Origin of the sequence: Pseudomonas bubulae (assembly GCF_037023725.1) — a bacterium.
GTDB lineage: Bacteria > Pseudomonadota > Gammaproteobacteria > Pseudomonadales > Pseudomonadaceae > Aquipseudomonas > Aquipseudomonas bubulae.
The window spans coordinates 218747-233910 of sequence record NZ_CP146077.1; the positions used below are offsets into that span (position 1 = coordinate 218747).

9 protein-coding genes and 1 riboswitch are annotated in these 15164 nt (G+C 59.8%); of the genes, 6 read left to right on the forward strand and 3 right to left on the reverse strand.

The genetic code is table 11. From position 1 onward, the window contains the following. Nucleotides 1–66: 66 nt before the first annotated feature. The gene (gene thiC, locus V6L81_RS01065; protein WP_095000933.1) at nt 67–1956 is read right to left on the reverse strand and encodes a phosphomethylpyrimidine synthase ThiC; all 1890 of its coding nucleotides are present in this window, start codon (nt 1954–1956) and stop codon (nt 67–69) included. A 154-nt stretch (nt 1957–2110) separates the two neighbouring features. After that, nucleotides 2111–2216: riboswitch (TPP riboswitch) on the reverse strand. Between the two features lie 172 nt (nt 2217–2388). Here thiC and V6L81_RS01070 point away from each other — a divergent pair. Together V6L81_RS01070 and V6L81_RS01075 are read left to right on the forward strand one after the other, a co-directional pair. After that, nucleotides 2389–3825 carry a TolC family outer membrane protein gene (locus V6L81_RS01070; protein WP_095017688.1) on the forward strand — a complete coding sequence of 479 codons (1437 nt, stop codon included), beginning with the start codon at nt 2389–2391 and terminating at the stop codon, nt 3823–3825. Between the two features lie 113 nt (nt 3826–3938). Continuing rightward, nucleotides 3939–8621, forward strand: coding sequence for a dermonecrotic toxin domain-containing protein (locus V6L81_RS01075; protein ID WP_095020189.1), 4683 nt, complete (start codon nt 3939–3941; stop codon nt 8619–8621). Here the strand turns inward: V6L81_RS01075 and waaA are convergent. After that, complete coding sequence (waaA, locus tag V6L81_RS01080; RefSeq protein WP_095017690.1) at nt 8618–9895, reverse strand: lipid IV(A) 3-deoxy-D-manno-octulosonic acid transferase; 1278 nt, start codon at nt 9893–9895, stop codon at nt 8618–8620. The two genes, V6L81_RS01075 and waaA, sit on opposite strands and share 4 nt — an antisense overlap. 145 nt (nt 9896–10040) lie before the next feature. On the opposite strand from waaA, the gene V6L81_RS01085 reads away from it, so the two are divergent. The 4 genes from V6L81_RS01085 (at nt 10041) to V6L81_RS01100 (ending at nt 13480) form a co-directional block, all read left to right on the forward strand. After that, nucleotides 10041–10373: a multidrug efflux SMR transporter gene (locus V6L81_RS01085; protein ID WP_095000929.1), complete on the forward strand. Its 333-nt coding sequence runs from the start codon at nt 10041–10043 to the stop codon at nt 10371–10373. Between the two features lie 124 nt (nt 10374–10497). Beyond that, a complete protein-coding gene (locus V6L81_RS01090) occupies nt 10498–11673 on the forward strand; it encodes an FAD-dependent oxidoreductase (protein ID WP_338660420.1) in 1176 nt (391 codons plus the stop codon). Beyond that, nucleotides 11670–12482, forward strand: a complete 813-nt coding sequence (locus V6L81_RS01095; RefSeq protein WP_338660421.1) for an aldo/keto reductase — start codon at nt 11670–11672, stop codon at nt 12480–12482. The genes V6L81_RS01090 and V6L81_RS01095 overlap by 4 nt, the downstream gene beginning before the upstream one ends. Before the next feature lie 41 nt (nt 12483–12523). Further along, a complete protein-coding gene (locus V6L81_RS01100) occupies nt 12524–13480 on the forward strand; it encodes a metal ABC transporter ATPase (protein ID WP_338660422.1) in 957 nt (318 codons plus the stop codon). A gap of 110 nt (nt 13481–13590) precedes the next feature. On the opposite strand, the gene hldE is transcribed toward V6L81_RS01100, so the two are convergent. Next, a complete protein-coding gene (gene hldE, locus V6L81_RS01105; RefSeq protein WP_095000925.1) occupies nt 13591–15012 on the reverse strand; it encodes a bifunctional D-glycero-beta-D-manno-heptose-7-phosphate kinase/D-glycero-beta-D-manno-heptose 1-phosphate adenylyltransferase HldE in 1422 nt (473 codons plus the stop codon). Between the last annotated feature and the right edge of the window lie 152 nt (nt 15013–15164).

Consider the following 15164-nt stretch of genomic DNA (forward strand, 5'->3'; position numbering starts at 1 on the left):
GTGCATCTGAATCACCGAGGTGCTGCAATCGCGAGCAAGCCCGCTCCCACAAGGGGACTGCTTACATCACACTTTTTTGTACAGCTGACTGCCTTCCTGCTTGAAGCGCTCGGCCTGTTCGGCCAGGCCTTTGGCCACATCCACGTCGATGGCATCTATGCGCTGGTTGGCGGCGTAGATACGAACTTCCTGGGTGATTTTCATCGAGCAGAACTTCGGCCCGCACATGGAGCAGAAATGTGCGACCTTGGCCGAATCCTTGGGCAAGGTTTCGTCGTGATAGGAGCGCGCCGTGTCCGGATCCAGGCCGAGGTTGAACTGATCTTCCCAACGGAACTCAAAACGCGCCTTGCTCAGGGCGTTGTCGCGGATCTGAGCGCCTGGATGACCCTTGGCAAGGTCGGCAGCATGGGCCGCGATCTTGTAGGTGATGATCCCGGTCTTCACATCATCCTTGTTCGGCAGGCCCAAGTGTTCCTTGGGCGTCACGTAGCAAAGCATGGCGCAACCGAACCAGCCGATCATCGCCGCACCAATGCCCGAGGTGATGTGGTCGTAACCCGGCGCAATGTCGGTGGTCAGCGGGCCGAGGGTGTAGAACGGCGCCTCGTCACAGCACTCCAGCTGCTTGTCCATGTTCTCCTTGATCAACTGCATCGGCACGTGGCCAGGGCCTTCGATCATGCACTGCACGTCGTGCTTCCAGGCGATCTTGGTCAGCTCGCCAAGGGTTTCCAGCTCGCCGAACTGCGCCGCGTCATTGGCGTCGGCAATCGATCCCGGACGCAAGCCATCGCCCAGCGAGAAGCTGACGTCGTAGGCTTTCATGATTTCGCAGATTTCGTCGAAGTGGGTGTAAAGGAAGTTTTCTTTGTGGTGCGCCAGGCACCACTTGGCCATGATCGAACCACCACGGGACACAATCCCGGTCACGCGCTTGGCGGTCAGCGGCACATAACGCAGCAGCACACCTGCGTGGATGGTGAAGTAGTCCACGCCCTGCTCGGCTTGCTCGATCAGGGTGTCGCGGAACAGCTCCCAGGTCAGGTCTTCGGCCACGCCGTTGACCTTTTCCAGCGCCTGGTAAATCGGCACCGTACCGATCGGCACCGGCGAGTTGCGGATGATCCACTCACGGGTTTCGTGAATGTGCTTGCCGGTGGACAGGTCCATGACCGTGTCCGATCCCCAGCGAATGCCCCAGGTCAGCTTGGCCACTTCTTCTTCAATTGAAGAGCCCAGCGCACTGTTGCCGATATTGCCGTTGATCTTCACCAGGAAGTTGCGACCGATGATCATCGGTTCCAGCTCAACGTGGTTGATGTTGGCCGGGATGATGGCGCGGCCGCGGGCGATTTCATCACGCACGAATTCGGCGGTGATTTCTTTCGGGATGCTGGCGCCAAAGCTGTGGCCCGGATGCTGCTGGTCAAGCAAACCGGCGGCGCGGGCTTCCTGCAGCTTCATGTTTTCGCGGATGGCGACGTATTCCATCTCGGCGGTGATGATGCCCTGACGCGCATAGTGCATCTGGCTGACGTTAGCACCGGCCTTGGCCCGACGCGGGTTCTTCACGTGGGCGAAGCGCAGTTTGGTCAACTCTGCATCTTCAAGGCGCATCTGCCCAAAGTTGGAGCTCAGGCCCGGCAGGCGCTCGGTGTCGTCACGGTCGTCAATCCACGCCGAGCGCACATCGCCCAGACCTTTGCGCACATCAATTTGCACCGACGGGTCGGTATACGGGCCCGAAGTGTCGTAGATCAATACCGGGGCGTTCACTTCACCGCCAAAATCGGTAGGTGTGACATCCAGGCTAACTTCACGCATCGGCACCAGAATGTCCGGGCGCGAACCCTGTACGTAGACTTTTTGCGAGCGGGTAAACGGCTTGACCGACTGCTCATCGACCTTGGCCGAATCACTGAGATTGATCGCGTTTTTTGGTTTTGTACTCATCACGGCTCTCCAGACTGCATCCAGGCGGATTGTCGGAGGGAGAACCTGAAAAATGTACGGATGCACCCAAGGACTGGGTGCTGAGTGACGGCCTCGAATGATTGATCATTTTTTGACCAATCAATCCCGGACAGCACTCAAGAGGACTCGCCGGGAGACGAGAAATCTTGTTCCCTACGCAGGCGTTAACCTGATCAGGTTCAACGGGATCCGAAATTATTCGATCTCAGCCTCATAGCAAGGCACCCCGACAAGAACGCGCCCAGTCTAGAGAAGAGTGAGGCAGAACGCCAACCCCTCAATCAATGGCGTGATAAAAGGCGCAAGAACGGCATTGTTGCAAGGTGCCACCACTACTACACTCGCTACTTCTTGAAACCGCGAGTCGGACTCGGGCTTTCATTTTTCGCATTCTTGAACTAGGGATCGCTCATGCTGCGCAAACTATCACTGGCTATCGCCGTGTCTTGGGCGTCCAGCGCAATGGCGCTGGAAACCACCGCCCCATTGTCCAGCCAAAACGGCCTGGTCAGCGTTTACCACGAAGCGGTCGACAACAACGCCGACCTGGCGGCGGCCCGCGCCGGTTACGAGGCGCAAAAGGAAGTGGTGCCCCAGGCCCGTGCTGGCTTGCTGCCCAACCTGTCAGGGGGGGCCGAGTCGAGCAACGTGCGCACGGCCATCGACCAGCCATCGCTGACCACCACCCGCAGCGCCGTGGTCTATCAGGCCACGCTGGCACAGCCGATTTTCCGGATTGACCGCTGGTTCCAGTTGAAAGCCGCCGAATCGATCAACGAACAGGCTGCACTGCAACTCTCGGCCACCGAGCAAAACCTGATTCTGCAAAGCGCCAATGCCTACTTCTCGGTACTGCGCGCCCAGGACACACTGGCGGCGACCAAGGCCGAAGAGGCCGCGTTCAAGCGCCAGCTGGACCAGTCCCGCGAGCGTTTTGACGTGGGTCTGTCGGACAAGACTGACGTGCTGCAATCCCAGGCCAGCTACGATACGGCGCGGGCCAACCGGATGCTGGCCCAGCGTCAGGTCGAAGACGCTTTTGAATCGCTGATCACCCTGACCAACCGCCAGTACAATGCGATTGAAGGCATGCGTCACACCTTGCCGATCCTGCCGCCGATGCCCAATGACGCCAAGTCATGGGTAGACACCGCCGCGCAGCAGAACCTCAACCTGCTGGCCAGCAATTACGCAGTAAACGCCGCCGAAGAAACCCTCAAGCAGCGCAAGGCTGGCCATGCGCCAACCCTCGATGCCGTGGCACAGTACAAAACCGGCGACAACGACGCTTTCGGTTTGAGCAACCCCAACGCCCTGAACCAGCGTTACGGCGGCGACGTGTCCCAGCGCAGCATCGGCGTGCAGTTGAATATCCCGATCTATAGCGGCGGGCTGACCAGCTCCCAGGTGCGCGAGTCGTACTCGCGCCTGGACCAGACCGAACAACAGCGTGAAGCCTTGCGCCGCCAGGTGGTGGAAAACACCCGCAACCTGCACCGTGCGGTCAATACCGACGTTGAACAGGTGCAGGCACGCAAACAGTCGATCATCTCCAACCAGAGCGCACTGGAAGCCACGGAAATCGGCTACCAGGTGGGCACACGCAATATCGTCGACGTGCTCGACGCCCAGCGCCAGCTGTACAACTCGGTACGTGATTACAACAACAGTCGCTACGACTACATCCTCGACAACCTGCGCCTCAAGCAGGCTGCAGGAACGTTGAACCCGGGGGATCTGGAAGCGCTGTCACATTATTTGAAAGCCGACTACAACCCGGACAAGGACTTTCTGCCACCGGACCTGGCCAAGGCCGCCGAAGCCAATCTGCGCTCGCCGGGCAACTGACTTTCGCGCAATTTGATTGGCTGACATATCCAGCTAACACCGTTCCTTGAACGCTCCAGAAGTTAATACGGCATCGGTCGTATGACCTTCTGGAACGCAACACAGGAACGCTCATGCCTACAGTCCCCTCGCCCTCCCTCGCCCTGCCCGAAAATGCCGTACGGGCACAGTTCGCCAACCCGCCCCCACTCACAACGGTCGCCCGGCAAATGCTCGCAGCGGCCATTGCACAGCGCTATCCCTCACTGCGAATCAGCCTCGAACGCACCCGCCTGGCCGTGCCCAGGCCCGGTGGAGGCTGGTCGCTGGAGCCGTTCATGCCCCGGGTGCTGGATTACCTGGGTAGCGGTGTCACGCTGGATTTAAGCCCCGTCAACACACAACCCTACTACCTGACCGATAACGCCCCCGACTGGCTCAAGCCCGATGACGGTGAGCTGGATATGCAGGTTATCGAAAGCCTGGTCAAGGAGCTCCCCTGGCGCCTGCCCGTCGGACTGCAGAATGCACTGCACCAGTGGTGGACAAAAAAAACCGATACCGGCACCAGCCGCTGGCGGTGGCTCAGCGATGTGATGCGGGACACCCTGACAATTGGTGCAATTCGGCAAACCGGTCTGAACCCGGCCGCCCTTGCTGCCATCAACCAGGTCATCACCACGCCTGACCTCGAAGAGCGTATCCGCCTGTATGGCGAGAACGCTGTGCGCGCCTATTGGCTCGAAGCCACCCTGCTGAATCCTGAGGTGGTTTACTCCGGGCTCAATACAAGGATTGCTCTGGTCACCCGAAACCAGGTGCTGATGTGCAAAGCTGACGGCGACACCCTCACCTTTAAAAGCATGGCCACACTGGGTCAGGCCTGGGCCAGGAAAATCATCAGCTCGTACACCGTAAAAGAAATTCGCATGAAGCAATTTGAGCTGGAGGGTAATTTTTTCGATGCCAGCGCCGCCGCCATTCTGAACCGGCAACTTGAACGCACAGCCACGCTAAAAGTGCCGTCCAGTATCGGCTGGCAGGCACTGCAAAGGGTTTACAGGTCCATCACGGATACCTCGGCATACTTTGCCGACGCGCCCAAAGCCACCTTGCAGAGCCTTACAACGGTCAAAAACCACTTGCCCGAATGGCTGAATAACGCGTCAGCGGCCAGCATCGCACGCTATCGCCATTACAGCCTTGCCCTGTATGCCGCCAAACAGGCCAGCGAAGGCAAGACCTACCTGTATGGCATCAGCGACATCCACACCTATGCCGCCGACGCGTTGCACTGGCAAATGCGCGCCGACCAGCGACAATTCGAGCAAGATATCCCCATGCAAGAGCGCATGGATCAGTTTGCACCCAATGATATCGAGCTGACTTTTCTGTCCGCCACCGGCCTGCCCGGGACCATCGGCATCGTGGAGAGCACCACCATGAGCCTGACCGAGCTGTCCCTGAAAAATCTGATCGGTCGGCCCGAAGGTGCACTCAGCCTGCGCCATCGCCTGGGGGAGCCACTGCCAGGATGGTTGACGCCCGACTACATCACCCGACGCGGCGGGCTGATCGAAAAGGTCGATATCGGCAGGGTGTACCCCAAGTATCTTGAAAACGCACTGTTGAGCAACACACCCGACGCCCTGGTGCGCGAAAGGTTTTTCGCCACTCAAACCAGCGTGCAACTGCCGATGGAAGCGCTGGAACTGAGCCTGAAAAAACAAAATGGCCTGACCCCGCTGGGCGCCCGCCATGTGGCCGCAGTGGTACACACCTGCGCCGCTGAGCAACAGGTCGAAGGACTGGCAGTGGTCATTCGTCATTTGGCCCTGCTACGCCACCCCGAAGCCCTGCCCGACATTGTGGGCAACATGTTTATCATCGAGCCGGCCAACGTCGAGTATGGGCCACATGTGCTGTACCGGCCTTTTTACTCGCCATCACTGCTGGAGTTCAGCACCCGCGACGCACTGCTGGACGCCATTGTCGAGCCCTCGCCTCTGCAAACCAGCGTACTGACCTGGTTGAGTGACATTGCCCGTCCGATCTACGACAACGGCGGCTTCAAGGAGCCACATTACCTGCGCTTCGGTTTGGGCAGTGAGTTCGCTCCGATTGAACGGCCGGGTCCTGCCAGGCTGGCCACCAACGGCAGCGACGAGTTACTGCAATTTCTACAGAACGGCCAGTTGATGCAGTACCTCTTTGGCTGTAATGCCAGGGCGCTGGTGGAGCAGGCGAACACAGATTCGGTGTCCAATACGGAAAGCCGCTGGGGGGTGCTACTGGAAGGTGGCAGCCTGATTTTCAACAGCCTGTTGCTGCTGCCGGGCTTGCCACCCCCCATCATGCTGACCGGCGGTTTGCTGAGTGTCGCGAAACTGGCCAGCCAGGACATCCCCGCTCTTGCCAGCAGTGACGCCGCGACTCGCGAGCTGGCAGCCGCCGATGTATTGCTTAACCTGGGCATGTTGCTGTTCCACCAGTCCCAGACGGCTCTGCAGAAACTCACACCACTTCCAGAAGGGTTAATGAGCAAGGCCTTGCGAGCGCAGGCGCCGGCCCGTATCGCCGAAATCTGGCCGGAGCCGGAGCCGCCCAAAATTGTCACGGGCATCGTGGCCCTGCCCGGCGAGTTGCCTGGTGCCCGCAGCACCGAGCTGGACTTGGGCATCGCCAGCGCCAGCGATCGCCTGACTGCCAGCAGACGCGAGCTGTTGGCCAGTTTCAAGGTGGCGCGACCCGAAACTTTACCGCCTCCGATACCCGACGGCCTGTTCAAGGGGCTTTATTTAATTGATCAGAAGTGGCACGCCTTGCTCGGTGAAGGGCTGTACCCCGTGCACATCGACAGCGAAGATAATGTCGCCATCTCTTCAAGCACCGATATCAATCGCATTGGCCCGAACCTGAGAACGGATGGTAAAGGTAATTGGTTTGTAGACACCCGCCTGCGTTTACAGGCTGGGGGCCTCTCCAGACGCATAGCGTCCCTGCAAGCGCAAAAAGCCCGGCGTAAAAGTGAACTGCAAACACAGCTGACTGACTTTTACCCCCTTGAAGCTCCGCGGCAGAAGGCCGTTGATATCACCCACAGCGCCCTGAGAAGTGCAATGGCAGACCCACGCTTCACTGCCGAGCAGCTCGCCGCTTTACGCGAGAGGCTCAAAACCGCACTGCACGCGGAGTTGAGCGGTTACCAGGCATTGCTGGCCACTGCTGAGGAACGCAGCAAGCTTGATATCCCCTTTCACGAAACGATCGTGATTTCCATGCTGGAGAAGTCCTTCGACAACCGGATCATCTCCCTGGTTGTCTCGGCAAACGAACAAAGAGCCCTGATCAACAAGTGGCCGCAGTTCAATGCAGAGGACGCTGATATCGAGGCCGCGGTACAGGCAGACCCCCAGGGGTATGCACAGTCAAACCGCGAGCAGGTGGCAATCAACGAGATCACGATAGAACGTATCGAGCAAAGAGACGGCTATCTGGAGCAGTTGTACAACTTCGGCGAAGCGGGCATCGCTGCCGCTACCGAACTGGCCCGTTCAATACCTGCGGCTGGACATACCAGCCTGACCCTCAAGGGTTTTCAGCTCGACTGCCTGAAACAGGCCAGCTCCACCCCCTCCGCAAGCAGTCTCACAGAAGAAAGCCTTGATAGCGCCATTGACCCGCTCAATGAGCACACCCACACCCATAACCAGCTCAATACTCTGGAAATCGACGCTGACAAACGCCTGGAGGTACTGGACAGCCTGGTGGAGAACTACGGCCAGGCGCTGGATGCCCTGGAAGGCATTGGCTTGATGTATGCCGATGAACTGGATCCCGAGTACTTCAAAAAACTTCGTCTGTTGCTGACAGAGCTCTATCAGGATGTCACCCGCCAACTGGCGGCCGAGATCAAGCCGCCCCCGCAGCCCCCCGCACAAAGACCTGGAAAGCGCACACCACCTGCCGCTGGCAGTCGCTCCAAAAAAGTGATTCATGTCCGTGGCAAGGGCAAATTGATCGGCGAACTCCGGCCCGCAGACAACGAATGGCTGAGTGATGTCATTGAAATCCGCTCAGACTATGACGAGCAATTACTGTCGACTTATTTGCAGCACGAGGACGAATGGATCGAGATTAAAACCGTGCGTACTGAATCACCGCGCACACGGGCACTGAATATCATCAAGGGTGATGCGCGCAAACTTTACGCCTTGTCCGAGTGGCATCTGCACAAGGCCACAGTGCACAGCATGAGTACCCGCTACCCGCAGGAAGTCGAGGAAGAACTCATTCGCGAAGCCAATAAGCTCGACAAGCTGGCCACTGAACTGCACTTGGCCCTGCAGACCCAAGCCGAGGATTCAAGGTCCCAGGACGATCAGACCCTGATCGACAGCATGCGCAGTGCTGCCCAAAAAATGATCAGGGAAGGCAGGGAGATGCGCATCAAGTTGAGCTTCGAACTGCCGCCGACCCATGGCAACCTGCAGTACCTGATTGATGAGAAACAGGTCCAGATAGCGGGGCTAGGCAAGCGCATCCCGTTAACCGGTGAGCGGCAGGATTACATGCAGGAGTACGCCGTCAACGACCGCCAGGGCAGCCCGCTGTGGTATGCCCATTTTCACTATGACGAGGCCCATACCCCGAAAGCGAACTACACGGCCGCTCACTTGAAGACAAAAGAGCAGCGAAAATTCAGCTACATCGTCCAGCTGGACAAGGCTAAAACTGCCCCTGCCATCGTAAACGTGCATCGCGGCCAGATTGGTAAAGACCTGGCCGAACGCTGGTTTCTGCCACTGGCCGACTAGCGCGACATCAACCGTCCCAGGCCATCGAGCAACCGCTGCAAGGCGCCCTGATTGCGCTGCATGACTTTAAGGCCCGCCTGGCCCATGCGCCGGGCGTCTTGCGGCAACTCGAACAAGCGCTGTACCGCCAGCGCCAGCCCTTGGGCGTCGTCCACTTCTTCCAGTGCTCCGGCGTCGCGCAGCATCGCGCTGATTTCCAGAAAGTTGAACAGATGTGGCCCGCTCAACACCGGTTTGGCCAGCGCCGCCGGTTCCAGCAGGTTGTGCCCGCCATTGGGAACCAGACTGCCCCCCACAAAAGCGGTGTCTGCCAGCGCGTACAAAAACAGCAATTCACCCATGGTATCACCCAGCATGACCTGGGTACTTGCGGTGACCGGCTCGCCACTGGAACGGCGCACCGTGGCAAACCCTTCGCGCTGGCACAGCTCGAATACCTGATTGAAGCGCTCCGGGTGCCGAGGCACCAGCATCAGCAACGCATTGGGGTAATGGCCAAGCAATTGCCGATGGGCCGCGAGCACAATCTCGTCCTCCCCCTCGTGGGTGCTGGCTGCAATCCATACCGGGCGAGCCAGAGCCTGCCACTGCTCACGCAGCTCCCGGGCATCGACCAGCAGCTGGGGGTCGATGGTCAGGTCAAACTTGATCGAGCCGGTGACCTCAACGCACTCAGGTCGTGCACCCAATTGACGAAAGCGCTCGGCTTCGGTTTCGGTCTGCACCGCAATCAGGCTCATTTCTTCCAGCATGGGCCGGGTCAGGCGGGCGAAGCGGCCATAGCCCTTGGCCGAGCGTGCCGACAAGCGGGCATTGGCGAGCGCCACCGGTATGCCGCGCTTGGCACACTGATGGATATGATTGGGCCACAACTCGGTTTCCATGATGACCGCGAGTTTGGGTTGCACGCGATTCAAAAAGCGCGCGGCCGCCCACGGCAAGTCGTAAGGCAGGTAGCAATGCTGAATACGCGGCTCATTCGCGAACAGCGCCTGGATCCGCTCGGACCCGGTGGGTGTCATACACGTCACTGTGATTGGCAGCTGTGGGTAACGTTTTAGCAGCTCACGAATCATCGGCGCGGCAGCGATGCTCTCGCCCACCGAGACCGCATGCACCCAGATCCCCCCCGGCTGCAGGGTCGGCAGATTCAAGGCGAAACGCTCACCAATACGCCGGGCATAAGCGGGCGCCTTGCGCGCCCGCAGCCACAATCGAATCGCCACCAGTGGCAGCCCCAGATGAAACAGCAAGGTGTAGAGAGTTCTATTCATGGGTGCGGAGTTTACTTGAAAAAGTATTCACGATGATGGCACCGAATACTCCCTACCCTGTCGCAACCAGAACGCACTACACACTTTCACAACTACTAGAATGCCTTGCTGCTAAATTGCCCCGCTCCACACTCAGGACTCCACCATGAACGCCTACTATTACCTGGCCATTGCCATTTGCGCCGAAGTCATCGCCACCGTCTCCATGAAAGCGATCAAGGGTTTCAGCACACCGCTGCCGCTGATCCTGGTGATTGCCGGTTACGCCACGGCATTCTGGATGCTGACCCTGGTGGTGCGAACCATTCCCGTGGGCGTGGCTTACGCGGTGTGGGCGGGTATGGGCATTGTGATGGTGAGTGTCGCAGCGCTGTTTATCTACGGGCAAAAACTCGACATCCCGGCCATGCTCGGCATGGGCCTGATTGTGCTGGGGGTGGTGGTGATTCAACTGTTCTCGAAAACAGCGGGGCATTGAATCCAGCAACGAAAACACCACACCTCGTTCCTTCGGCAGCTGCTACGCAGGTTTACAGGCTCAGGCCAGGTTGTGGATCAGGCTGTATACTTGCGGTCTTTGTCTTTAAACGCCGAGGTCGCCCATGCCATCTGTTATTTCCACCGACGTGCTGATTGTCGGCGCTGGGGTTGCCGGCCTTTGGCTCAATGCCCGCCTGCGTCGCCAGGGCTTCTCCACGATTGTGATCGAGCGTGAAAGCCTGGGGGGCGGGCAGAGTGTGAAATCTCAAGGCATCATTCATGGCGGCGCCAAATATGCGCTGCACGGTGCCCTGACCGGGGCGTCCGAAGCCATCGCCGATATGCCGCGCCGCTGGCGCGAAGCCCTGGCCGGCGACGGCGAACTCGACCTGAGTGGTGTGCGCCTTCTTTCCGAAGCCCATTACCTGTGGTCGCCGGGCACCCTCGCGGGCAACCTCACCAGCTTTTTTGCCAGCAAGGCCGTGCGTGGCCGGGTCGATCAGGTCAAGGGCGACCAGTTGCCCCCGGCCCTGCAAGATCCACGTTTCAAAGGCAAGGTGTATCGCCTGGCGGAGCTGGTAGTCGACGTCCCGAGCCTGATCGAGCGTCTGGCGGAGTTGGCGGGGGATGGCCTGCTGGCCGGGAAGGTGATTGAACCGCTGTTTGACAACGACGAACTGATTGGCCTGCGGGTCGACGGTCTGGAGATTCACGCCCAGCGTATTGTGTTCAGTGCAGGTGGCGGCAATGCCGAGCTGCTGGCCAGTGTCGGCATCAGCGTTCCGGCCCAGCAACTGCGCCCGCTGCATATGGTGCTGGTCAAGGGGCCCAGCCTCAAGCCGCTGTACGCCCACTGCCTGGGCGGTGGGCCCAAGCCACGCATTACGGTAACCACTCACCCCGCGGCCAATGGCGAGTGGGTGTGGTATCTGGGCGGTGATATCGCCGAAGCCGATGGCGTGGCCCGCGAACCTGCCGAGCAAATCGCCGTGGCGAAAAAAGAGCTGGGCAACCTGCTGCCCTGGGTTGACCTGAGCCAGGCGCAGTGGGCCACGTTGCGGGTCAACCGTGCCGAGCCTGCGCAGTCGGGGCTGGTACGCCCGGACAACGCTTTTCTCTCGGACCAGGGCCGTCTGCTGGTCGGCTGGCCGACCAAGCTGGCACTGGCACCGGACTTCTCTGACCGGGTGCTGCAAGCGCTGGAGCACGACGGAATCAAACCGGGCAATGCACCGGCCCTCCCTCCGCTGCCACGTCCACCCCTGGGAAAAACCGCGTGGGAGCAACTGTTGCCATGAGCCAGCCAACCCTGCACGACTTCCATCGCCCGCTGGGCAGTACCGGCCTGCTGGTTTCGCCACTGGGGCTGGGCACCGTCAAGCTGGGTCGCGACCAGGGGGTCAAGTACCCCAGCGGCTTCAAGATTCCGGATGATAACGAAGCGCAGATGCTGCTCAAGCTCAGCCGCGATCTGGGCATCAACCTGATCGACACCGCCCCCGCCTATGGCCGCAGTGAAGAACGCCTTGGCCCGCTATTGCGTGGTCAGCGCCAGGACTGGGTGATCGTCAGCAAGGTCGGCGAAGAGTTTGTCGACGGCCAGTCGAGTCATGATTTCAGCGCCGCACATACCCGGCGCTCGGTGGAACGCAGCCTGCAACGTCTTGAAACGGACTTTATCGATCTGGTGCTGGTGCACTCTGACGGCAATGACCTTGCGGTTCTCAATGAGTGCGAGGCCTACGAGACCCTGGCCGAACTCAAACGCGAGGGCAAGATTCGCGGTTTCGGCTTGTCGGGCAAAACCGTTGAAGGAGGGCTCAAGGCCTTGGAAACCGGTGATTGCGCGATGGTCACCTACAACCTCAATGAACAGGCCGAGCGGCCGGTGATCGATTACGCCGCGGCCCACGGCAAGGCCATTCTGGTTAAAAAGGCGCTGGCCAGCGGGCATGTGTGCTTGAGCCCTGGGGTCGATCCGGTGCGCGCCAGCTTCGAACTGGTGTTTGGCCATCACGGGGTTGCCAGTGCTATTGTCGGCACCATCAATCCGCTGCACTTGGCCCATAACGTGGCGACCGTTGCGCAGGTTCTGCGTAAAACCTGAAGCCGCCGACGCGGCCGACCCCGACGCAAGGAGGAGCCGACATGCCGCGCATGCTGATCCGCAAGAACCCCAGCGACTTCAAAACCCTGCCGTTATTTGTCGAAGCCACGCCAGAGGGCTTGAGCTATCAAAGCATCGGCATGCCGTTGAACTTCGCGCAGACCCTGCTAAAGCGCCGCCCGGTCAAGGTTGCCGATAATGAGCGTTTTTCGCTGGAGCTGGCCAACCTTGGCGTATCCGTGCGACTGACCATGAGTTGGCAAGGTCGCGACTACTGGGTGCTGGTACGTCAGCGTCGTCAGGATCGGGGCGATGTGGTGCTCAAGCTGATCTCTGGTTACGTGCCAGCCCACGAGGTCAGCCTGCCCCTGCACACAGCCATCCAGGAGATTGCCGAAGAGTGCCTGCTGGAAACCCCCGAAGGCTGGCTGAGCGGGCGGTTCAATGAAACATGGCTGCCTGCGCCCTACGCCGCCGCGCTGCATTACCGCGAGGCCATGCCCTTTCGCCTGACCCCCCTGTCCGGTGCGACACGGCCTGTAAGCTGTGGCAGCCAGCCCTTGCTGGAGCGGCCACGGACCTACGTGCACTTGCCGACAGCATCGCTGCAACTGATTTACGACCTGCGTCTGGAAGTGCCCAAAGAGGCCAAGTCCCTGAGCCTTTTCCATGTCGAAGAGCGGCTTGAAGGGGATCAACTGGTAGCGCGGCTGGACCGCAAGCGCCCGGATCTGTACCTGATCCCGCTCACGGAAGGCCGGCCCTGCGCCGAGTTATACACCCTGAGCAAAGACCGCCTGCAACCTGCCAGTACCCGTGGCGTGCGGCTGGCCGAGAGCTTTGCACCGCAGGACGGCTGGGTGGTCCATGACGAGCGGATTCGCTGGAAGGATTGGGTTCGGCAACAGGGTTTGACCCCGCCCAAACCCGAGTCACGGTTCAAGCGCCTGACCGGCAAGGCGCGGCAGATATTCAGGAAGGTGGTGAAAAAGTCTTAGATACAAATGTGGGAGCGGGCTTGCTCGCGATTCAGACAACTCGGTTTTTCAGTTAGACCAAGTCGACCCGATCGCGAGCAAGCCCGCTCCCACAGGGGGTGTGCGGTCGATCACTGACCGCGAATTTTCTCGACAATGGCTGTGGTCGAGCTGTTTTCAACCAGCCCCAACACTTTAACCGTACCGCCATAGGCGGCCACGATATCGGCGCCAACCACCTGATCGATGCCGTAATCACCGCCTTTGACCAGCACGTCAGGCTTGACCTGAGCCAGCAGATTTTCCGGCGTGGCTTCAGGAAAGCTGATCACCCAGTCCACGGCGCCCAGACCGGCCAGTACCGCCATGCGACGGTCCACACTGTTGATCGGACGACCCGGGCCTTTGAGGCGGCTCACCGAAGCATCATCGTTGACTGCAACGATCAAACGATCGCCCTGGGCCCGCGCTTGCTCCAGATAGGTCACATGCCCGGCATGCAAAATATCGAAACAACCATTGGTGAAGACGATTTTTTCGTTGTGCGCCCGCGCATCTTCGATGGCCAGCAACAGCTGATCGAGGCTCAGCACACCACGCTCCGACCCTTCTGAGCGCTGGATCGCCCGACGCAGTTCCGGCGCACTTATGGCTGCCGTACCCAGCTTGCCGACCACAATACCCGCCGCCAGATTGGCCAGGGCCACGGCGTGGGGCAGTTCCTCACCGGCAGCAATGGCTGCGGCCAGGGTTGAGATGACGGTATCGCCAGCCCCTGTTACGTCAAACACTTCTCGGGCACGGGCCGGCAGGTGCATGGCGGCAAAGCCCGGACGCAACAGGGTCATGCCATGTTCGCCACGGGTCACCAGCAAGGCACCCAGGTCCAGATCTGCCATCAGCTTGGCGCCCTTGGCCACCAGGTCGGCCTCGTCGGTGCAACCACCGACGATGGTTTCAAACTCACTGAGATTTGGCGTAATCAGGCTGGCGCCACGGTAGATCGAGAAATCCTTGCCCTTGGGATCGGCCAGCACCGGAATGCCCCTGGCACGTGCGGCCTGGATCAGCACCTGATGGTTTTTCAGGGCACCCTTGCCGTAGTCGGACAGCACCAGCACCTTGATGCCTTCAAGCAGGTTTTCAACTTCAGCGCCCAACGCCAGGGCGTCGGTGGCAAACGGTTCTTCGAAATCGATACGCAGCAATTGCTGGTGACGGCTCATGACCCGCAGCTTGACGATGGTCGGCTGGTGCGCAATACGCTGGAACAGTGCACGAACACCCGCACCCTTGAGCCGGTTGGCCAGGCTGTCGGCGGCTTCGTCGTCGCCGGTCACCCCCACCAGCGAGGCAGGCGCGCCCAGTGCAGCGATGTTGAGCGCAACGTTGGCAGCGCCGCCCGGGCGGTCTTCGATTTGCTCGACCTTGACCACCGGCACCGGCGCCTCAGGGGAAATCCGTGAGGTCCCGCCATGCCAATAACGGTCGAGCATGACATCGCCTACCACCAAGACAGGGGCTTGATCGAATCGCGGCATGGACAACTTCATGGACAACCCACATACAAAATGAACAGGGGCGCGATATTAACACAGGGTGAACGCAGGTCAGTTCACGGTATTAATCGCAGCGAATGAGAATCAGACATGAGCTACAAGACTCAAGATGAAGATTCCCCGTGGAGGCAGGCCTGCCTCCACAG

Bases quoted from the DNA above. Each gene is read 5' to 3' on its own strand.
- thiC (WP_095000933.1), bottom strand. From the start codon at position 1,956: ATGAGTACAAAACCAAAAAACGCGATCAATCTCAGTGATTCGGCCAAG.
- V6L81_RS01070 (WP_095017688.1), top strand. From the start codon at position 2,389: ATGCTGCGCAAACTATCACTGGCTATCGCCGTGTCTTGGGCGTCCAGC.
- V6L81_RS01075 (WP_095020189.1), top strand. From the start codon at position 3,939: ATGCCTACAGTCCCCTCGCCCTCCCTCGCCCTGCCCGAAAATGCCGTA.
- waaA (WP_095017690.1), bottom strand. From the start codon at position 9,895: ATGAATAGAACTCTCTACACCTTGCTGTTTCATCTGGGGCTGCCACTG.
- V6L81_RS01085 (WP_095000929.1), top strand. From the start codon at position 10,041: ATGAACGCCTACTATTACCTGGCCATTGCCATTTGCGCCGAAGTCATC.
- V6L81_RS01090 (WP_338660420.1), top strand. From the start codon at position 10,498: ATGCCATCTGTTATTTCCACCGACGTGCTGATTGTCGGCGCTGGGGTT.
- V6L81_RS01095 (WP_338660421.1), top strand. From the start codon at position 11,670: ATGAGCCAGCCAACCCTGCACGACTTCCATCGCCCGCTGGGCAGTACC.
- V6L81_RS01100 (WP_338660422.1), top strand. From the start codon at position 12,524: ATGCCGCGCATGCTGATCCGCAAGAACCCCAGCGACTTCAAAACCCTG.
- hldE (WP_095000925.1), bottom strand. From the start codon at position 15,012: ATGAAGTTGTCCATGCCGCGATTCGATCAAGCCCCTGTCTTGGTGGTA.